The organism is Parapusillimonas sp. JC17 (genome assembly GCF_052180245.1).
Lineage (GTDB): Bacteria > Pseudomonadota > Gammaproteobacteria > Burkholderiales > Burkholderiaceae_B > Parapusillimonas.
Genome location: NZ_CP197474.1, coordinates 2,847,493 through 2,866,343, shown reverse-complemented (window position 1 = coordinate 2,866,343; position 18,851 = coordinate 2,847,493). Strand labels below are relative to the sequence as shown.

The following is an 18,851-nucleotide window of genomic DNA, read 5'->3' as shown; positions in this document are numbered from 1 at the left end:
GATAGCATCATTCGCACATTTTGAGCCGGCGCATCATGCGCTGCCGAATGCAATGGTCGTCATAATGAAAAATATTCCGGAGACTCTATGAACAGACGTGATCTTTTGAAGCTCGGCGGGCTTGCGGCTCTTGCTTCGCCCCTAGGCATGAAACCGGCATTTGCCGCTGACCCCATCCTCTTTGGCGTCCCCAACCCCATGTCCGGCCCCTTCGCCGCGAACGGCAAGTTCGCGCAGATGGGAGTCGAGCTCTTCGTGGAGCACAACAAGACCCTGATCGGACAGCCGGTCGGCTACAAGATCCTCGATACCCAAGGCAAGCCCGCGACCGCCATCCGCCAGGTTCAGGACCTGTTTGAACAACAGAAAGCCCGATTCTTCGCCGGCGGCATTCTTTCTTCAGAGGCATTGGCCATGGGCAAGGGCCTGGACAAGCTGGGCGGCATTTTCGTCACCACCGCGGGCGCGGACGAAATCACCGGTACCGATTGCAACCGGGCGACCTTCCGCTGGTCGGTGCCTACTTATGGCGCCATCCGCGAGACCGTCGGCCCGCTGATCAAGCTGCATCCCGAAGCCAAGCGGTGGTATACCATCACCCCGCAGTACGTGTTTGGCGAAGGCCTGCTTACCGCCACCAAGAATATCCTGAAGGAAAACCAGCTTGAGCACGTGGGCAACAGCTATCACTCCCTGGACGAGCGCGAGTTCAGCGGCTACCTGACCAACGCCATGGCAGCCAAACCCGATGTCCTCTTGCTGTTGAACTTCGGCTCGCAAAGTTCCGAAGCCTTGCGCCAGGCGGTCAGCTTCGGCATGAAGACCAACACCATCATCCTGATGGCGTGGGCGTCTGGCTTGGAACAGTTCGAGTCCTTGGGCGCCGATCTTTGCCAGGATGTGTATTTCGGTGTGCAGTATTGGCACAGCATCGATTCCCCGCTCAATCACGAGCTGGTCAAGCGTACGCAGGACAAGTTCAAGATCAATCCGAACTACAGCCTCGCGGGGGCATATATCCTGACCAAGATGATGGCCGATGGCATCGTCAAGGCAAATTCCACCGACGTGCCAAAAGTGATTGCGGCCATGGAAGGCACTACCTATGATGGACTCACCGGCAAAGAGACCATACGCAAGGAAGACCACCAGGTCATCAAGAACTATTATCTGCTCAAGGGCAAGGCCAAGGCGTCCATGAAGGACAAGGACGACTACTGCGACATTGTCCACGGCGGTCAATCCTTCCTGACTCCCGAGCAGGCAGGCTGCAAGATGCCCGCCTGATTCCGCCTTGCAGGGCCGGCCGCTCCTCGGGGCGGCGGTCCGGCCGGCAGGTGCTCGATTCATTGGTTTCATTGGTAATTGTTCAGCGCCGCAAGTCCGCGTGCTGGCCGGGCCGTCGCCGATTTCGGGCGGTGTCCGGAAGCCCACGTTTTCTTGCTGCAATATGGCAAAGGGTCAGGGTAGCGATCGACTATGAATTTATACTTGCTGCAGTTGGTCAACGGCATCGGCATAGGAATGATCTATTTCCTGCTGGCCGTCGGCCTGTCCATCGTGTTCGGGTTATTGCGGTTCGTGAACTTCGCGCATGGCGCGTTCTATCTGATGGGCGCCTATGCATGCTACGCATTCATGCAGTTGGGCGGCAGCTTCTGGCTGGCGTTGCTGGTCGGACCCGTCGTGGTGGGCTTTTGCGCCTGGGTGGCCGAGCGCCTTCTCCTGCGCCGCATCTATGATTTGCCGCACGAATTCCACATCCTGTTCACGCTCGGGCTGGCCTGGGCGATACAAGAGCTCGTGATCCTGTATTGGGGCCCCGTGGGCGTCAACGTGTCGCCGCCCGCCGGATTGAACGGCGTCGTGATGTGGGGCACCTTCATCTACCCCAAGTACCGGCTTTTCCTCATTGCGTTTTCAGCGCTGCTTGCTCTAGTCATCTGGCTGCTGTTGGAGCGCACCCGCCTGGGAAGCATCATCCGCGCGGGTAGCGAATCGCCCGAGATGGTGACGCTGCTGCGCATCAACGTGTACAAGATCTTTGGGCTGACCTTCGCCCTCGGTGCGGCGACCGCCGGACTGGCCGGCGTACTGGCGGCGCCCTTGCGTGGGGTCGAGCCTTTCATGGGCATAGAAGCGCTGGCCGTCGCCTTCGTGGTGGTGGTCGTGGGCGGGATGGGCAGCTTCAGCGGCGCGCTTCTCGGAGGACTTCTGGTCGGCATCGTGCAAAGCGTGATGAGCACCCTGTGGCCGCAGGGTGCCAGCCTGATGATCTATGTAGCCATGGCGCTGGTGCTCTTGCTTCGTCCGGACGGCTTGATGGGGAGAAGCCAATGATCTCGTTCTTGAAGAGAAACCGCTATCTGCTGATGGCGGTGCTGTCGGTGCTGATCCTGCCCGTGATACTGACCTCCGGTTCGCTGGCGTCCGAAGTGCTCATCTTCGCGCTGGCTGCACTGGGATGCAATCTGCTGCTCGGATACGCGGGGCTGCTGTCGTTCGGCCAAGGGATATTCTTCGGCATAGGAAGCTATACCCTGGGCATCCTGCTTACGCGTACCGGTCTGCCCATGACTTTCGTGCTTGTACTGGCCATTGTCATGGGCGCGGCGGTCGCAGGGCTCGTCGGCTGGCTCGCCATCCGGCAGAAAGGCGTGTACTTCGTCATGCTGACGCTGGCCTTGACGCAGATGTTCTACTTCCTGGCCTATTCCACGCCTGAGCTCACCGGCGGCGACAACGGCTTGCTCGATATCCCCATGCTTCCGCTCACCGTTTTCGGCCATACGGTGCTGCCAAACAAGACGGCTTGGGAATACTACACCTTCGTCGCCATTCTGTTCGTGCTGGCTTATTGGGCGCTGCAGCGCGTGGTGGATTCCATCTTCGGCCGCACCTTGCTGGCCATCCGCGACAACCCGGCGCGGGCGACGGCCCTGGGCTATAACATCATCCATTTCAAGATGGTGGCCTTCATGCTGTCCGGCGCCATCACCGCGCTCGCGGGTGCCTTGTACGCAATGATGACCGGCATCGCGCCGCTTACCAGCATCAACTACCACATGAGCGAAGTCATCCTGCTGGTCACCGTGCTGGGCGGCACCGGCAAGCTCATTGCGTCCGTACTGGGCGCGGCGTTCTACGTCATTGTGTCGGACTGGCTGTCGCATCTATGGCCGCGCTGGCTGCTGCTGTTCGGCCTGCTGCTGATGGCGGTAAGCCTGTACATGCAAGGCGGCCTCTGGGGAGCCTGCCGGGCCCTGGGCGCAATGTGGTTTCAACCGCGCGGCGCTCGCAATGAAACCAAAAAGGAGGCGTCATGAGCCAGCCGATTCTGGACGCCAGGAACGTCGTCAAGCGTTACGGTAAGTTCCAGGCCCTTTCGGGCGTCGACCTGCGCGTCATGCCCAACACCATCCATTCCGTGATCGGGCCGAACGGCGCGGGCAAGACCACGCTGTTCCATACCCTGACGGGCACGGTGCCGTTGACGGCAGGTTCCATTTCCCTGAATGGCAAGGAAGTCGGCGGCATGCCCGACCACGAGCGCGTTCAGCTTGGCATGGCCCGCTCCTTCCAGGTCACGTCGCTTTTCCCCACTCTGACCGTGCGCGAAAACCTGCGGGTGGCGGCGCAGGGCATACAGCCCGGCAAGGCGCTGCATTTCTGGTCCAAGTCCTTGCTCAAGGACGCCCATGCCGAACTGATCGACTCCATCCTGGCCCGCCTCGAACTTACGCACTGCATCGATCGGGTCAGCAGCCAGCTGTCGCACGGCCAGCAACGCCGCCTGGAAGTGGGCATGGCGCTGGCGGCCAAGCCGCAGATCATCTTCCTGGACGAACCCACTTCGGGCATGGGCATCGACGACATCGACGCCATGAAGGCCATCATCAAGGGCTTGCGTGCGGACCTTACCGTCGTGCTCATCGAGCACAACATGGGTATCGTGATGGATATTTCCGACACGATCACGGTGATGCAGCTGGGCAAGGTTCTGGTCGAAGGAACGCCCGATCAGGTCAAGAGCGACGACCGAGTCCGCCAGGCCTACCTGGGCAATATGATTACAGGAGGCGCCTGATGCTATTGAACGTCGAGCATATCCATGCCTACTACGGGCAGAGCCATGTGATCCAGGACGTTTCCCTGCAGGTCGCGGAAGGCGAGCTGGTTTGTCTCTTGGGCCGCAATGGCGCGGGCAAATCCACCACGCTGAAAAGCATCATGGGCATCGTGCCGGCACGCCAGGGCAGGATCACCTTTCGCGGCAGCGACATCACCGCGCTGCCCACCTACCGCATCTCTGATCGCAATATCTGTTTCGTGCCCGAGCACCGGGGCATATTCCGCCTGCTGACCGTCGAAGAAAACCTCAAGCTCGCCGCCCAGAAAGGCGCGCGCTGGTCGCTCGACGACATCTACCAGATATTCCCCCGGCTCAAGGAAAGGCGGCGCAACGGAGGAGGGCAGCTGTCGGGCGGAGAGCAGCAAATGCTTGCCATAGGCCGCGCTTTGATGAATTCACCGGAACTCCTGATCCTGGACGAGCCGGTTGAGGGCCTGGCGCCCGTCATCGTCGAAGAGATCGTGGCACAGCTCAAGCTGATACGCGGCAGCGGCATTGCCATCCTGCTGGTCGAGCAGAACCTGGAGGTCTGCACGCAGCTTGCCGACAGGCACTATATTCTGGAAAGCGGCCGCATTGTGTACCATGGAGACAATGCGGCCTTCATGGCCGATGCCGAAGTGAAAGACAAATACCTGGGCGTGGGCGTCGCCGATTGACGCGTTTGGCGCTATTTTTCATATCGAGGTAGAAATGGATACAACCGCAATACCGACCGCCGCCATGCGCATCGATGCGCAGCGCTTGTGGGATTCCCTGATGTCGCTTGCCCGGATCGGTGCCACCCCTAAAGGCGGCGTATGCCGGCTGGCGCTTACCGACCTGGATCGGCAGGGCCGCGATCTCTTCACGCAGTGGGCGAAAGAAGCGGGCTGCACCGTGCGAGTCGACGAGATCGGCAATATATTCGCCCGCCGTGCCGGAATGGACGACACGCTGCCTCCGGTCCTCACAGGCAGCCATATCGATACGCAGCCCACGGGCGGCAAGTTCGACGGCAATTACGGCGTGCTGGCGGGGCTCGAGGTCATACGCCGGCTCATAGACGAAGGCGTGCAGACGCGGGCGCCCATCGAAGTCGTCGTCTGGACTAACGAAGAAGGTTCGCGCTTCGTGCCGGTCATGATGGGGTCAGGCGTGTTCGTGGGCGCATTCGGCCTGCAGGACGTCTTGAAGCAGAAAGACACCGAAGGCAAGAGCGTAGGCGACGAACTCAAGAAAATCGGCTATGCCGGAACGGAAAAGGCAGCCCATTTCCCCATCAAGGCCTACTTCGAGGCGCATATCGAACAAGGTCCCATCCTGGAGGCGTCCGATACCGTGATCGGCGTGGTCACCGGTGCGCTGGGCCAGCGCTGGTACGACGTGGTGGTGACGGGCATGGAGGCGCATGCCGGGCCGACGCCCATGGAGCTGCGCAAGGACGCCTTGCTGGCCGCCGCCGGATTGATCCAGGGTATCAACCGGATCGCCCTGGATCACGCGCCGCATGCGCGGTCCACTGTCGGCTGGATCGATGCCTATCCGAATTCACGCAACGTGATTCCGGGTACGGTCAAGTTCAGCGTGGATCTGCGCGCGGCCTCGGACGACGTCCTCAGCGCCATGGATCGCGAACTCAAGGCATTGTGCGATGGACTGCGGAATGAAGGCCGGGTCGAGGTCAAGCTGGAGCAGGTCGTGTATTTCCAGCCACAGCCTTTTCATGACGAACAGGTCGGCGCGGTGCGGCGGGCGGCCGGGCGCATGGGATACTCGCACAAGGACATCGTCAGCGGGGCGGGGCACGACGCGGTGTATCTTGCGCGCGTCACCCCGACGGCCATGATTTTCATTCCGTGCAAAGACGGCATCAGCCACAATGAAATCGAGGATGCCCTGCCCGAGCACATCGAGGCCGGCTGCAACGTGCTGCTGCAGGCCATGCTCGAGCAAGCCGGCATCGCCGAATCGTAAACAGATCTTGAACCCGATGAAAGTACTGATTGCCCGACTCAACCACGAAACCAATACGTTTTCGCCCGTGCCAACGCCCTTGTCCGCCTTCGGCGACCGGGGGCCCGATTACGGGCCGGATGCCTACAAGGCAAACAAAGGCGCAGTGACGGCCATGGGCGCCTTCATCGATCTGGCTGAATCCTGGGGCGCCGACATCGTCACGCCGCTTTCGGCCACCGCCTATCCCAGCGGCCCGGTCGACGCAGAGGCCTATCGGTCCATGTGCCGGTGCATTGTCGACGCGGCGCCAGGCTGCGATGCATTGATGCTCGATCTTCACGGCGCGATGGTGGTGGAAGACACGGATGACGGCGAAGGCGATCTTCTCGAAAGGCTGCGTGCCGCATGCCCCGGCGTGCCCATTGCCGTGTCGCTGGACCTGCATGGCAATGTCACCCGGAAAATGGTGGACAACGCCGACATCATCACCGGGTTCAAGACTTATCCTCATACCGATATGTACGAGGCCGGCCAGCTCGCCGGCCGCATTCTGGAACGGATGCTGCAAGGCGGCGAGCGGCCGGCGCTCGCATGGCGGCAACTGCCGCTGATGACGCACACCCTGAAGAGCTCCACGCACGCGCCCGAGATGAAGGCGGCCGTTGCGCGCGCCATCGAGATCGAAAAGCAGGACGGCATAGATGCCGTGACGGTCATGGCGGGTTTTGCCTTGGCGGACATCCCCGCACCGTGCCTCAGCGTCGTCGTTGTCGGCCGGAACCAGGCCCTGGCCCAGTGGGCGGCAGACTCCCTGGCCCAGCAGATCTGGAGCCGCCGCGAGGGATTCGTCTACGCCAGCCCCAGCCTCGAAGACTCCGTCGGCCGGGCCAAGGCCCTGGCGGAAACGGCGGGCGAGGCACAGGAGGGCTGCGGCAATCCGGACGGACCGGTACTGTTGCTGGATCACAGCGACAACTGCATGTCGGGCGGTACCTGCGACACCATGGACGTCCTGCAAGAGGCCTTGGCTCAAGGCCTGACGGACATCGCCGTGGGCCCCTTGTGCGATCCCGAAGCGGTCGATGCACTGTTCAAGGCCGGCGAGGGCGCGACGGTCACGCTGCCCTTGGGCAACAAAAGGGCGCTGACCAGCCTGGGCATCACAAAGACCCCGCCTGTGCTGACCGGCAAAGTGCTGCGCCTGGGCGATGGCGAATACGTCATTTCAGGTCCCACCTATCGGGGCATGAAATGCGGCATGGGCCGCACGGCGCTGTTCGCCATCGATGGCGCACGGATCGTGGTCACGGAAAAAACCCATGAACCCTGGGATCTGGGCGTGTTCACCTGCATGGGAGTGGATCCGGCCTCCAGCCGCTTCGTGCTGCTGAAGTCGCGCATGTACTGCCGCCCTGTGTTCTTCCCGATTGCCCGCGGGTTCGTCGAGTGCGACAGCCAGGGCGTGACCAGCTCCAACTACGATCTCTTTCCCTTCAGCAAGGTGCGGCGGCCGGTCTATCCACTGGACGAGGCCGCCTGGCCCGATACTATTCCAGCGCACGCCGCAGAATGATCGCCACGTGCTCGGCCCGGCGCCCGGAATGCTCTTCCAGGCCGTCTGCGATCTGATGGCGGCAACTGGTTCCATCGGCAACCAGCAGGGTGTTCGCGTCGGCCTCCCGGAGGGCCGGCAGCAATGATAGTTCGGCCATCTTCATGGACGCCTCGTAATGAGAGGCGTCGTAGCCGAAGCTGCCAGCCATGCCGCAGCAGCTGGACTCCACCAGCTCGACTTTCAATTCCGGAATCAGCGCCAGCACCTGCTGGACCGGTTTGACGGCATCGAAGGCTTTCTGGTGGCAATGCCCATGCAGCAGCGCGCGTTTCTGGGGCAGCGGCTTCAAATCGAGCTTCAGCCGGTCCGCCTTCAGTTCGCGGGCGAGGAATTCCTCGAACAGATAGGATTGCTTGGCCAGCGCCTGGGCCTCGTCGCCCAAACCCATGACCAGAAATTCGTCGCGCAGGCTGAGCAGACAGGACGGCTCAAGCCCCACGACGGGAATGCCGCGCGTGATGAACGGACGCAATGCGTCGAGCGTTCGGCGCGCTTCGGCCCGTGCTTTGTCGACCAGCCCTGCGGACAAATAGGTGCGCCCACAGCACAAGGGGCGGTTTTCCTGGGGACTGCCCGGCACGGCGCGGGCGACATGTACCTTGTAGCCGGCCGCCGTCAAGACCTGCAATGCCGCGTGGGCGTTCTCTGATTCGAAATAATTGTTGAAGGTGTCGGCAAACAGCACGACATCCGCTTGTTCGGCCGGATGATCCGGCGCCTTCCTGACGAAGGTGTCGCGACGCCATGCGGGCAGCTTGCGCTTGGCGGAGATGCCCAGGTGCTTTTCCGACAGCTTCGCCAGCATCGGCATGGCGTTACGCAAGTTGAACAGCCAAGGAAGCCGCGCTGCCCAAGGGGCCCACTGCGGCATGGTCGCGATGAGCCTGTCTTTCAGGGTCAATCCATGCCGCTTGCGCCATTGATTCAAAAATTCGATCTTCATCCTGGCCATGTCCACGCCCGTTGGGCAGTCGCGCTTGCAGCCCTTGCAGCTCACGCACAGGTCCATTGCATCGCGCACGGCTTCCGAGGCCAGGGCGTCGGGTCCAAGCTGCCCCGACAGCGCCAGGCGCAGCGTGTTGGCGCGCCCGCGCGTCAGGTGCTGCTCGTCGCGCGTGATGCGATAGCTGGGGCACATCGTGCCGGCGTCGAACTTGCGGCAGTGGCCGTTGTTGTTGCACATTTCAACGGCCTTGGCCAGGCCGCGGGCCGCATCGCCTCCCGTGCCGGGCGCGCTGACGCGTTCGCTTACGGGATCGATCTGGACGTCCCAGGACGACCAGTCCAGCGCGGGCTGGAGCGGAATCACCTGATACGACGGCTTGAACCGGAAGGTTTCCACCTTGTCCATTTTTTCGCAGCGTACGATCTTGCCGGGGTTCATCAGGCCGTCGGGATCGAAAAGGTCTTTGATCTCTTCGAAGGCGTGCGTCAACCGCGGGCCGAACTGCCAGCCGACCCATTCGCTGCGGACCAGGCCGTCGCCGTGTTCGCCCGAGAACGCGCCTTTGTAGCGTCGCACCAGCGCACCCGCCTCTTCGGCGATGGCGCGCATCTTCTGGGCGCCGTCGCGGCGCATGTCGAGAATCGGGCGCACGTGCAGCGTACCGACAGAGGCATGGGCGTACCATGTGCCGCGTGTGCCGTAGCGCGTAAAGACCTCGGTCAACTGGCTAGTGTATTCGGCCAGGTGCTCCAGCGGGACGGCGCAGTCTTCAATGAACGACACCGGTTTGCCGTCTCCGCGCATGCTCATCATGATGTTGAGCCCCGCTTTGCGGACTTCCCAGAGTTCCTTCTGAGGACCTGCATCAGGCATTTCGACCACCGATCCCGGCAAGCCGAGGTCGGCCATGAGTTCCACCAGCTGCGCCAGCCGCGCCAACTGTTCCTGCTGCGATTCTCCGGCAAATTCGACCAGCAGGATCGCCTCCGGCGAACCGATCAGTGCTTTGTCGATCACGGGGCGGAAAGCGGGATTCCCGCGGGCAAGTTCTATCATGGTGCTGTCGACGAGTTCGACAGCACAGGGCCCCAGCTTGACGATATGCTGCGTCATGTCCATGGCCTGATAGAAGGTCGGGAAGTTCACCACCCCCAGAGCCTTGCTGCGGGGCAGGGGCGATAGCTTCAAGACCAGCCGGCGGGAATAGGCCAGCGTGCCCTCGCTGCCAACCAGGAGGTGCGCCAGGTTGACGCTGCCATCGTCGGTATAGGGGCGGGGATTTTGCGGATGATAGATATCCAGGTTGTAGCCGCCCACGCGGCGCAGCACCGCCGGCACATGCGCGGCGATTTCATCATGCTCGCGCGCCGCGATCGATCGCAGGCCGGCAATGATGTTCTGTATGCGCGTCGGCGCGCCCGCCATGCTTGATTCGGCGGCGAACCGCGCCTGCGTTCCATCGGCCAGCACGGCGTCGATAGCGGTCACGTTATGCACCATGTTGCCGTAGGCGATGGATCGTGAGCCGCAGGAATTGTTGCCGGCCATGCCGCCTATCGTGCACTGAGCCGCCGTGCTGACGTCCACCGGGAACCACACCCCGTGCGGCTTGAGCCAGGCATTGAGGTGGTCCAGCACAATGCCGGGTTCCACCGTCACGGTCATGGCATCCAGGTCCAGGTCCACCACTTGGTTGAGATGCTTGCTGTTGTCGATGACCAGCGCGGCGCCCACGGTCTGCCCGCACTGAGACGTGCCGCCGCCGCGCCCCACCAGGGGTACGCGCATTTCCCGGCACAGGTCGATTGCGGCGGTGACATCGCCGAAGCTGCGCGGAACGAGAACGCCCACCGGGTCGATCTGATAGATGGAAGCGTCCGTCGCATAGCGGCCCCGCGAGGCGGCATCGAACAGGACCTCGCCCTCGACGATCTTGCGCAGGCGGCTTGCCATCTCGTCGCGTGCGATATGCGTTTGTTTCAAGTGTTGCTGTGAAAGGGGCGCGTTCATCGTAATCCTGTCGAGGTGGTTGCAAGGCCTGCGGCCGTGATTAATCGGAGTTGGGAGGCGGATTCAGGCTTTCGAGGACGGCTTCGCCCTTGCGCTGCAGGTGCAGGCGCATGACGTTTGCCATGCGGGCTCCATCGCGCGCGACCAGGGCATCGACCATGTCCTGGTGTTCGCGCATGGCCTGATCCCATTTGTCGTGATTCAGATTGGAGCGGAAACGCAGGTTCTGCAGCCGAAGATTGATGGTCTTGTAGACCGTCGAAAGCAAGTCGTTGTGGCCGGCGGCGTTGATCAGGTCATGTATTTGCCGATTGACGTGGTAGTAGGACGATAAGTCCCGGCGGGCGTGGCAGGCCTGCATTTCGAAGGTCAGCGCCTTGATCTCGGCGATTTCTTCCTCGCTGATGCGCTGGCAGGCCAGCTCGCCCGACAGCGCTTCCAGCGCGCACATGACCTCGAAGCTTTCGCGTACGTCTTTTTCCGACAACGCAATGACTTGCGCTCCCCGATTGGGCTGCATGCGTACCAGGCCTTCCGCGGACAGCAGGCGAAATGCTTCCCGCAACGGCGTGCGCGAAACCTGCAGCAGGTCGCACAAGGCGCGCTCGTTCAGGCGCGATCCGGCGGGCAACTGGCCCTCGATGATCAGTTCGCGCAAGCGGTCGGCGACGGCGGTGGGCAGCGTGCGCCGGTCCACCGCATCGGTGGTGATGGGGGCGGAGGCGCTGTACGGCGCAAGAAGGGAATCGTAGCTGGCTTGCGGTGTTTTCATATTGGTATACAAAAAGCATGTAGGCCTGAAGCAGGCAGGGTAGTCTGTGTCATGCGTGCAGGCGGGAAGGGCGGGTCTCCTATTCTAACCGGTTTGCTTTTTGTATTTATGTTGTGGTGCATCACGAAATAATGCTTGCAGGTAATCTTCTTTCTTCTTATTATTCATGAACATTTGTATTTTGTATACCAAATATTGCCAGGAGCGTTCCATGATTCCCTTACATTCACATCCCTCCGGTCGCCATTTCCTGCAGATTCCGGGGCCGAGCAATGTACCTGATCGTGTGCTGCGCGCCATCGACAACGTCACCATCGACCACCGCGGTCCCGAATTCGGCGAACTGGGCAGGGCGGTGCTGTCCGGCATGAAAAAAGTGTTCAAGACCGAATCCCACGTCATCATTTACCCGGCATCGGGTACCGGCGCGTGGGAAGCGGCGCTGGTCAATGCGCTGTCTCCGGGCGACAAGGTGCTGATGGCGGAAACCGGCCATTTCGCCACGCTGTGGAAGAAAATGGCGGTCAAGCTCGGCCTCGACGTGGAATTCATGGACGGCGACTGGCGCCACGGCGCGGACGCCGACAAGGTCAAGGCCAGGCTTCAGGCCGATACCCAGCATGAGATCAAGGCAGTCTGCGTCGTGCACAACGAGACCGCCACCGGCGTAACCAGCAATATCGCCGCCATCCGGCAGGCCATCGACAGCGCCAAGCACCCGGCCCTGCTGATGGTCGACACGATTTCCTCCCTGGGTTCCATCGATTATCGCCATGACGAATGGGGGGTCGATGTCACCGTATCCGGTTCCCAAAAAGGCTTGATGCTGCCGCCCGGGCTGTCCTTCAATGCCGTCAGCGCCAAGGCGCTCGCCGCGTCGGAGTCCGCGCGGCTGCCCCGTTCCTATTGGGACTGGAAGGAAATGATCGCCATCAACGGCAAGGGCTATTTTCCGTATACGCCGGCTACCAATCTGCTGTATGGTCTGCACGAAGCGCTCGAAATGCTCTTCTCCGAAGGCCTGGACAACGTCTTTGCCCGGCATGATCGCTTCGGCGAGGCCACGCGCCGGGCCGTGAATGCCTGGGGCCTGGAAATCCTGTGCAAGAATCCGGCGGAGTACAGTTCCGTGCTCACCGCGGTCATCATGCCGGAAGGGCACAGCGCCGACGCATTCCGCAAGACAGTGCTCACGCATTTCAACATGTCGCTCGGCCAAGGGCTTACCAAGCTGTCGGACAAGGTATTCCGCATCGGGCACCTGGGCGACTTGAACGACCTGACGCTTTGCGGCACCTTGGCCGGCATCGAAATGGGACTCGAAAAAGCCGGCGTGCCGCATCGCAAGGGCGGCGTCCTGGCGGCTATGGATTACCTCGCCGGTTCCGTCGCGGCGCCCGCGGTCAAGGCGGCATGACACGCTGAACCCCCAAGCCAGGCCAGACCGGGGTCAGACCCCGTACGGGGTCCAAGCTAGGGGCCGGGGTCAGACCCCCATACGGGGTCTGACCCCAGGCGGCATTCGATCTAGAACAATAAGGCGGCCGCCGAGCCGCCCATCGCAGTACAGGCTCGCATACCAACCGCGTTCCGACAGAGGACGTATTCTGCAGCACCAATTGAGGAGATCCACATGAAGCATCTGACTCGCAGGTTGTCAAAGAAGTCCTATCTTTTTGCGTCGACGGTCGTTCTGGCCGGCACCGTCGCCATGCCGGCCCATGCCTGGGAACCCACTCGTTCGGTCGAAATCATCGTGCCGGCGGGCGCGGGCGGCGCCTCGGATCAAATGGCGCGCACCATACAAAGCATCATCCTCAAGCACAAGCTCATGAAGCAGTCCACCCTGGTGCTGAACAAGGGCGGCGCAAGCGGCGGCGAAGGCATCATGGAGACCAAGGCATCGGCGGGCGACCCTCACAAGTTGATGGTGGCCTTTTCGGCCATCTATACCTTGCCCATCGCCGTGAACTTGCCGTTCAATTGGCGCGACTTGAATCCCGTTGCCATGATCGCGCAGGATGAATTCGTGTTGTGGACCAACGCCGAGGCGCCGTACAAGACTGCGGCCGACTACCTGAAGGCCGTCAAGGAGGGCGGTCCGGGCAAATTCAAGATGGGAGGCACGGGCGCCAAGCGCGAAGACCAGATCATCACGGTCGCACTGGAGAAAGCCGCCGGCGTCAAGTTCACCTATGTGCCCTACAAAAGCGGTGGCGAAGCCGCAACGCAGCTGGTGGGCAAGCACACCGATTCCAACGTTAACAATCCCAGCGAGAACGTCGCGCAATGGCGTGCCGACCAGGTCAAGGCGCTTTGCGTGTTTTCCGAGCAGCGCATGACCTACAAGGACAAGATCACCAAGGAACTTGCCTGGTCCGACATCCCGACCTGCAAAGAAGCGGGCTACGACGTCCAGTACCAGATGCTGCGCGCCTTCTTCCTGCCGCCCAAGACCACAGCCGAGCAATCCGCCTATTACGCGGACCTGCTCAAGAAAGTCAGCGAAACGGACGAATGGAAGGAATACCTCGCGAAACAGGCCCTGCATGGCCAATACCTGACCGGCGCCGACTTTGTCAGCTTCCTTGAAAAAGACGAAGCCAATCACAAAACGCTGATGCAGGAAGCTGGCCTGGCTGCCAAGAAATAAGCAACCGGAGCTGCTAATGAGTCAAGAGCAAACTCAGGACAGCCCGCCGAAAGGCGGGTTGTCTCACAGTCACGTCGATGCCATCACCGCGGTGGTCGTGTTCATCCTGGGCATGGTCATGATGCTCGACAATCATCGCATCGGCATATCATGGGCGTCCGACGGGCCTGAGCCCGGCTACTTCCCTTTCCATATCGGTGCCATCCTGTGCATTGCCAGCGTCGCGGTGTTCCTGGGATCGATATTCGGAAAGAACCGCAATCGCGAGATCTTCGTCAGTTGGGCGCGTTTCCGCCTGGTGCTGCTGGTGCTGGTCCCCACGGGCGTCTATATCCTGCTGATCCAGTTCCTGGGCATCTATGTCGCATCCGTCCTGTTCATCGGCGGCTTCATGCGTCTGCTCGGGCGGATAGGATGGCTGAAGACCGTGCTGATCAGCGTCAGCGTCAACGTATTGCTGTTCTGGATGTTCGAGATCCAGTTCATGGTTCCTTTGCCCAAAGGACCTTTGGAAGCCATGTTGGGCTATTGAACCGGAAACAGGAGATCCATTGTGGATGAACTCAATTCTTTGCTTCATGGATTCGCCACGGTATTGAGCTGGTACAACATCTGGATGATGATGATCGGCCTGGTGCTGGGTGTAATCATCGGGGTGCTACCGGGCCTGGGCGGCCCGAATGGCGTCGCCATCCTGCTGCCCCTTACCTTCACCATGCCGCCCACCTCAGCCATCATCATGCTGTCGTGCATTTATTGGGGTTCGCTGTTCGCGGGCGCCATCACGTCGATCCTTTTCAACATACCCGGGGAAACCTCCTCGGTGGCGACGACGTTCGATGGATACCCGCTGGCGCAGCAGGGGAAGGCCGGCAACGCCCTGACGGCCTCTTTCACGGGCTCCTTTTTTGGCGCGCTGTCGGGCGTGCTGCTCATCACCTTTCTTGCGCCGCTGGTATCTCGCTTTGCGCTGCAATTCGGCCCGCCGGAGTTCTTCGCGGTCTTCCTGCTGACCTTCTGCAGCTTTGTGGGAACCGACAAGAAAACACCGTTCAAGACCATTATTTCGATGATGCTGGGTTTCGGTCTGGCGGCGATCGGCATGGACACGATCAGCGGCGGCTTGCGCATGACCTTCGGCCTGTCCGAGCTCCTGCGCGGCATCGACTTCCTGGTCGTGGTGATCGGCCTCTTCGGTATCGGCGAGATCCTGGTCAGCATGGAAGAGGGGCTCAAGTTCGAAGGCAAGAACGGCAAGATGAACCTCAAGGTGGTGCTGCAGACCTGGCGCGAAATGCCCAAGTACTGGATGACCTTGATCCGGAGCACGCTGGTCGGCTGCTGGATGGGCGTCACGCCCGGCGGCGCGACGGCCGCGTCGTTCATGGGGTATGGCCTGGCGCAGCGCTTCTCCCGCAATGGGCATAAATTCGGCAAAGGCGAACTCGAAGGGGTGATCGCGCCCGAAACTGCCGCGCACGCATCGGGAACATCCGCCTTGCTGCCCATGCTGGCGCTGGGCATCCCAGGTTCGGCGACGGCCGCGGTGCTGCTCGGGGGGCTGATGATCTGGGGCCTGCAGCCGGGGCCGCTGCTGTTCGTGGAGCAAAAGGAATTTGTCTGGGGCCTCATCGCCAGCATGTATCTGGGCAACTTTGCCGGCATGATCCTGGTGCTCAGCACGGTGCCTCTGTTCGCCGCCATCCTGCGCATTCCTTTCGCCATCGTGGCGCCCATCATCATCGTGGTTTGCGCCATTGGCGCCTACTCCGTGCATAACGCGATGCTGGACGTCTGGCTGATGCTGCTGTTCGGCGTCATCGGCTATGTGCTGAAGAAACTGTCCTATCCGCTCGCTCCCATGATCCTCGCACTGGTGCTGGGCGACCGCATGGAAGACGCGTTCCGCCAGGCCATGCTCGGTCCAGGCACCGGCCTGCATGTATTCTGGTCGAACGGCCTGGTCGGCACCATCACCACATTGGCCTTGATCATGCTGTTCTGGCCCTTGGTGCCCTATGCGTTGCGGCTGCTGCGAGGCGCCGGCAATGGGCGCAATGGCAACCACGGCGGCAATGCCAGCTCGGAGGCGGCCAAATGAGCGAACTCATCCTGGTCGAGCGCGAAGGCGACATCGCAACGGTGATACTGAATCGGCCTCAAAAGCTCAACGCGATGACGCGCGAGATGTGGCAGACGCTTGGAACCACGGTCGGTACGCTGTCGGCCGACGACACCTTGCGCTGCATCATCTTGCGCGGCGCGGGCGAAAAATCCTTCTCGCCCGGCAACGACATTGCCGAGTTCGAGACGGATCGCTCCAACAAGCGCCAAGCCATCGAGTACGGTCGCATCATGCATGCGACCGCCGAGGCCTTGACCCAATGCAGGCATCCGCTGGTCGCGCAGATACACGGTATTTGCGTAGGCGGTGGCCTTGAGATCGCTTCCTTGTGCGACATCCGGATCTGCGGCGTATCCAGCCGGTTCGGCGCGCCCATCAAGAATCTCGGGCTGGTCATGGCCTATCAGGAAATGGCACCCCTGGTCCGCCTTGCCGGACCGGACGTCGCGCTGGAGATCCTTCTGGAAGGCAGGATCTTCGATGCGGCGGAAGCGAAAGAGAAGCGGCTGGTCACTCGGGTGGTCGCTGACGACCAGGTCGAGGCCGAGGCGCGCGCTGCCGCCCGGCGCATCGCCGACGGTGCGCCGCTGGTGGCGCGGTGGCACAAGAAATTCGCACGGCGACTTGCCGATCCGCGTCCCTTGTCCGAAGCCGAATACGACGAATGCTTCGACTGCTTCGATACGCAGGATTTTCGCGAGGGCTATGCCGCGTTCCTGGCCAAGCGCAAGCCCGGGTTCACCGGGCGCTGACCGCGCCATGCCGCATGGCGGCATGGCCTTACGCAAGCACAAAGGTCGAAGAATGACGAAATCGAAACATACAGGTCCGCTGAGCGGCATGCGCGTGCTCGAGCTCGCGCAGATCATGGCCGGGCCGACCTGCGGGATGATGCTGGCCGACATGGGGGCAGACGTCATCAAGGTGGAAAAGCTGCCCGGCGGGGACGATTCCCGCGGCTACAAAGAGCCTCGCGTCAACGGTGTGTCCGCGCCCTTCATGATCCTGAACCGCAACAAGCGAGGCATTGCGCTCAATCTCAAGACCGAGCAGGGCAGGGAAATCCTGCTGCGCATGGTCGAGAAGGCGGATGTCCTGACGGAAAACTACCGTCGCGGCACGTTGGAGAAGCTGGGCCTCGGCTACGATGAGGTCCTGTCGCGCATCAACCCGGGCCTGATCTACTGCGCGGTATCGGGCTATGGCCGCGACGGCCCATACGGCGACAAAGGCGGCTTCGACCTCATCGCCCAGGGATTCTCCGGGATCATGTCGATCACCGGCGAGCCGGGCGGCCCGCCGGTCAAGACGGGAAACTCCATCGCCGACACCAATGCCGGCATACTGGCCGCCCTGGGCATCGCCGCCGCGTATGCGCACAAATTGCGCACCGGTGAAGGGCAGGTGGTGGATACTTCGCTCATGGAGGCCGCGATGCAGCAGACCTATTGGCATGCGGCCATGTTCTTCGCGACCGGCGAGTCACCGGGGCCGACCGGTTCGGCGCACCTGCTTGCCGCGCCGTATCAGGCTTTCAGGACCCTGGACGGCTGGATCAATATCGGAGGCGCCAACCAGGCGAACTGGGAGCGCATCGCCGAGGTCCTCGGCCATCCGGAATGGCGCGACGATCCGCGATTTTCCACCAATACGGCCCGCATGGAGAATCTGGCGACTCTCACCGTGGAAATGGAAGCGGTGCTGTCGCAGCATGATCAAAGCCATTGGCTGGAGGCTTTCGACCGGGCGGGTGTTCCAGTGGGTCCGGTGCACACGATAGGGCAGGCATTGACGCATCCACAGGCGTTGGCACGCAACATGGTGCTGGAGCTGGACCATCCGCAAGCCGGCAAGACGCGGGCGCTGGGATGCCCCATCCATTTTTCACGCACGCCCACACAGATCACCCGGCCGGCGCCGATGCTGGGCGAACATACGCGCGAGCTGCTGCGCGAGTATGGTTACGGTGACGCGGAAATCGATGCCTTGTTCAAGGCGGGGGCGGTGGAGTGATGCGATGGGGTCAGACCCCGTACGGGGTCTGACCCCTCCAAACTGCCGTCAGAGCCGACGCAGCAGCCTTGCCGTCTCGAACATCGGTAGCCCCATGACGCCCGTATAGCTGCCGGATATGTGCTCGATGAACATGCCCGCTTTCCCTTGTATTCCATAGGCGCCGGCCTTGCCCATGGGTTCGCCGCTGGCGCAATAGTCATGGATCTCGGCATCGGTCAGCGTCTTGAAACGGACCTCCGTGATGGAGACGTCTTCGAGCAAGCGCTCGCCCGCGGACAGCACGACGGCGGTGTGCACGGCGTGCGTGGTGCCCGACAGGCGGGCAAGCAATTGCCAGGCATGCTGTTCATCGTCAGGCTTGCCCAGGATATCGCCTTCCAGGATCACGGTGGTATCGGCCGTGAGTATCGGTCGATTCGCGTCGACGGAGGCGTGTTGCACAGCCACCCAGGCACGGGCGCGAATGGCCTTTTCCCGCGCGGTCCGCCTGACATAGACAGCAGCATCTTCGCCCGGCAGCCAGGGTTCGTCTTCGCCCGGCGGGGCCGGTATATTGAGGACGTCGTGGTCGACGCCCATCTGCAGCAGGATCTCATGGCGCCGTGGGCTGCCGGAGGCGAGATAAATGCTTGGAAAGCTCATGC

16 protein-coding genes are annotated in these 18,851 nt (G+C 61.8%); 13 read left to right on the top strand and 3 right to left on the bottom strand.

Features of this window, described 5'->3' with window-relative positions; genetic code table 11:
• The first annotated feature begins 87 nt into the window (after nt 1-87).
• The 7 genes from ACSBPU_RS13830 (at nt 88) to ACSBPU_RS13800 (ending at nt 7,643) form a co-directional block, all read left to right on the top strand.
• Entirely contained in the window at nt 88-1,287 is a 1,200-nt protein-coding gene (locus ACSBPU_RS13830) for an ABC transporter substrate-binding protein (RefSeq protein WP_180067878.1), read from the top strand.
• A 192-nt stretch (nt 1,288-1,479) separates the two neighbouring features.
• Nucleotides 1,480-2,340, top strand: a complete 861-nt coding sequence (locus ACSBPU_RS13825) for a branched-chain amino acid ABC transporter permease (protein ID WP_442592658.1) — start codon at nt 1,480-1,482, stop codon at nt 2,338-2,340.
• Entirely contained in the window at nt 2,337-3,326 is a 990-nt protein-coding gene (locus ACSBPU_RS13820; RefSeq protein WP_442592657.1) for a branched-chain amino acid ABC transporter permease, read from the top strand. The genes ACSBPU_RS13825 and ACSBPU_RS13820 overlap by 4 nt, the downstream gene beginning before the upstream one ends.
• Entirely contained in the window at nt 3,323-4,087 is a 765-nt protein-coding gene (locus tag ACSBPU_RS13815; RefSeq protein WP_442592656.1) for an ABC transporter ATP-binding protein, read from the top strand. The genes ACSBPU_RS13820 and ACSBPU_RS13815 overlap by 4 nt, the downstream gene beginning before the upstream one ends.
• Complete coding sequence (locus ACSBPU_RS13810; protein ID WP_180067882.1) at nt 4,087-4,791, top strand: ATP-binding cassette domain-containing protein; 705 nt, start codon at nt 4,087-4,089, stop codon at nt 4,789-4,791. The genes ACSBPU_RS13815 and ACSBPU_RS13810 overlap by 1 nt, the downstream gene beginning before the upstream one ends.
• 34 nt (nt 4,792-4,825) lie before the next feature.
• A complete protein-coding gene (locus tag ACSBPU_RS13805; protein WP_442592655.1) occupies nt 4,826-6,088 on the top strand; it encodes a Zn-dependent hydrolase in 1,263 nt (420 codons plus the stop codon).
• Between the two features lie 16 nt (nt 6,089-6,104).
• Nucleotides 6,105-7,643, top strand: a complete 1,539-nt coding sequence (locus ACSBPU_RS13800; RefSeq protein WP_442592654.1) for a M81 family metallopeptidase — start codon at nt 6,105-6,107, stop codon at nt 7,641-7,643.
• On the opposite strand, the gene ACSBPU_RS13795 is transcribed toward ACSBPU_RS13800, so the two are convergent.
• On the bottom strand, nt 7,618-10,641 hold the full coding sequence (locus ACSBPU_RS13795) for an FAD-binding and (Fe-S)-binding domain-containing protein (protein WP_442592653.1): 3,024 nt from the start codon (nt 10,639-10,641) through the stop codon (nt 7,618-7,620). The two genes, ACSBPU_RS13800 and ACSBPU_RS13795, sit on opposite strands and share 26 nt — an antisense overlap.
• A gap of 40 nt (nt 10,642-10,681) precedes the next feature.
• Nucleotides 10,682-11,413 carry a GntR family transcriptional regulator gene (locus tag ACSBPU_RS13790; RefSeq protein ID WP_442592652.1) on the bottom strand — a complete coding sequence of 244 codons (732 nt, stop codon included), beginning with the start codon at nt 11,411-11,413 and terminating at the stop codon, nt 10,682-10,684.
• A gap of 211 nt (nt 11,414-11,624) precedes the next feature.
• On the opposite strand from ACSBPU_RS13790, the gene ACSBPU_RS13785 reads away from it, so the two are divergent.
• The 6 genes from ACSBPU_RS13785 (at nt 11,625) to ACSBPU_RS13760 (ending at nt 18,204) form a co-directional block, all read left to right on the top strand.
• Nucleotides 11,625-12,830, top strand: coding sequence for a pyridoxal-phosphate-dependent aminotransferase family protein (locus ACSBPU_RS13785; protein ID WP_442592651.1), 1,206 nt, complete (start codon nt 11,625-11,627; stop codon nt 12,828-12,830).
• Nucleotides 12,831-13,046: 216 nt separating this feature from the next.
• Nucleotides 13,047-14,066 (top strand): Bug family tripartite tricarboxylate transporter substrate binding protein, encoded by a 1,020-nt coding sequence (locus ACSBPU_RS13780; RefSeq protein ID WP_442592650.1) that lies wholly within the window; start codon nt 13,047-13,049, stop codon nt 14,064-14,066.
• A gap of 16 nt (nt 14,067-14,082) precedes the next feature.
• Complete coding sequence (locus ACSBPU_RS13775; RefSeq protein WP_442592649.1) at nt 14,083-14,598, top strand: tripartite tricarboxylate transporter TctB family protein; 516 nt, start codon at nt 14,083-14,085, stop codon at nt 14,596-14,598.
• A 21-nt stretch (nt 14,599-14,619) separates the two neighbouring features.
• The gene (locus tag ACSBPU_RS13770) at nt 14,620-16,167 is read left to right on the top strand and encodes a tripartite tricarboxylate transporter permease (RefSeq protein ID WP_442592648.1); all 1,548 of its coding nucleotides are present in this window, start codon (nt 14,620-14,622) and stop codon (nt 16,165-16,167) included.
• Nucleotides 16,164-16,943 (top strand): enoyl-CoA hydratase/isomerase family protein, encoded by a 780-nt coding sequence (locus ACSBPU_RS13765; protein WP_442592647.1) that lies wholly within the window; start codon nt 16,164-16,166, stop codon nt 16,941-16,943. Before ACSBPU_RS13770 ends, ACSBPU_RS13765 begins: the two co-directional genes overlap by 4 nt.
• 52 nt (nt 16,944-16,995) lie before the next feature.
• On the top strand, nt 16,996-18,204 hold the full coding sequence (locus ACSBPU_RS13760) for a CaiB/BaiF CoA transferase family protein (RefSeq protein WP_442592646.1): 1,209 nt from the start codon (nt 16,996-16,998) through the stop codon (nt 18,202-18,204).
• Nucleotides 18,205-18,252: 48 nt separating this feature from the next.
• Here the strand turns inward: ACSBPU_RS13760 and ACSBPU_RS13755 are convergent, their stop codons facing one another.
• Entirely contained in the window at nt 18,253-18,849 is a 597-nt protein-coding gene (locus tag ACSBPU_RS13755; protein ID WP_442592645.1) for a Maf family protein, read from the bottom strand.
• Nucleotides 18,850-18,851: the final 2 nt, after the last annotated feature.

Excerpts from the sequence above, each read along its gene's own strand:
- ACSBPU_RS13760 (WP_442592646.1), top strand. The coding sequence starts at position 16,996 with ATGACGAAATCGAAACATACAGGTCCGCTGAGCGGCATGCGCGTGCTC.
- ACSBPU_RS13820 (WP_442592657.1), top strand. The coding sequence starts at position 2,337 with ATGATCTCGTTCTTGAAGAGAAACCGCTATCTGCTGATGGCGGTGCTG.
- ACSBPU_RS13755 (WP_442592645.1), bottom strand. The coding sequence starts at position 18,849 with ATGAGCTTTCCAAGCATTTATCTCGCCTCCGGCAGCCCACGGCGCCAT.
- ACSBPU_RS13765 (WP_442592647.1), top strand. The coding sequence starts at position 16,164 with ATGAGCGAACTCATCCTGGTCGAGCGCGAAGGCGACATCGCAACGGTG.
- ACSBPU_RS13825 (WP_442592658.1), top strand. The coding sequence starts at position 1,480 with ATGAATTTATACTTGCTGCAGTTGGTCAACGGCATCGGCATAGGAATG.
- ACSBPU_RS13775 (WP_442592649.1), top strand. The coding sequence starts at position 14,083 with ATGAGTCAAGAGCAAACTCAGGACAGCCCGCCGAAAGGCGGGTTGTCT.
- ACSBPU_RS13810 (WP_180067882.1), top strand. The coding sequence starts at position 4,087 with ATGCTATTGAACGTCGAGCATATCCATGCCTACTACGGGCAGAGCCAT.
- ACSBPU_RS13785 (WP_442592651.1), top strand. The coding sequence starts at position 11,625 with ATGATTCCCTTACATTCACATCCCTCCGGTCGCCATTTCCTGCAGATT.
- ACSBPU_RS13830 (WP_180067878.1), top strand. The coding sequence starts at position 88 with ATGAACAGACGTGATCTTTTGAAGCTCGGCGGGCTTGCGGCTCTTGCT.
- ACSBPU_RS13795 (WP_442592653.1), bottom strand. The coding sequence starts at position 10,641 with ATGAACGCGCCCCTTTCACAGCAACACTTGAAACAAACGCATATCGCA.
- ACSBPU_RS13800 (WP_442592654.1), top strand. The coding sequence starts at position 6,105 with ATGAAAGTACTGATTGCCCGACTCAACCACGAAACCAATACGTTTTCG.
- ACSBPU_RS13780 (WP_442592650.1), top strand. The coding sequence starts at position 13,047 with ATGAAGCATCTGACTCGCAGGTTGTCAAAGAAGTCCTATCTTTTTGCG.
- ACSBPU_RS13805 (WP_442592655.1), top strand. The coding sequence starts at position 4,826 with ATGGATACAACCGCAATACCGACCGCCGCCATGCGCATCGATGCGCAG.
- ACSBPU_RS13790 (WP_442592652.1), bottom strand. The coding sequence starts at position 11,413 with ATGAAAACACCGCAAGCCAGCTACGATTCCCTTCTTGCGCCGTACAGC.
- ACSBPU_RS13815 (WP_442592656.1), top strand. The coding sequence starts at position 3,323 with ATGAGCCAGCCGATTCTGGACGCCAGGAACGTCGTCAAGCGTTACGGT.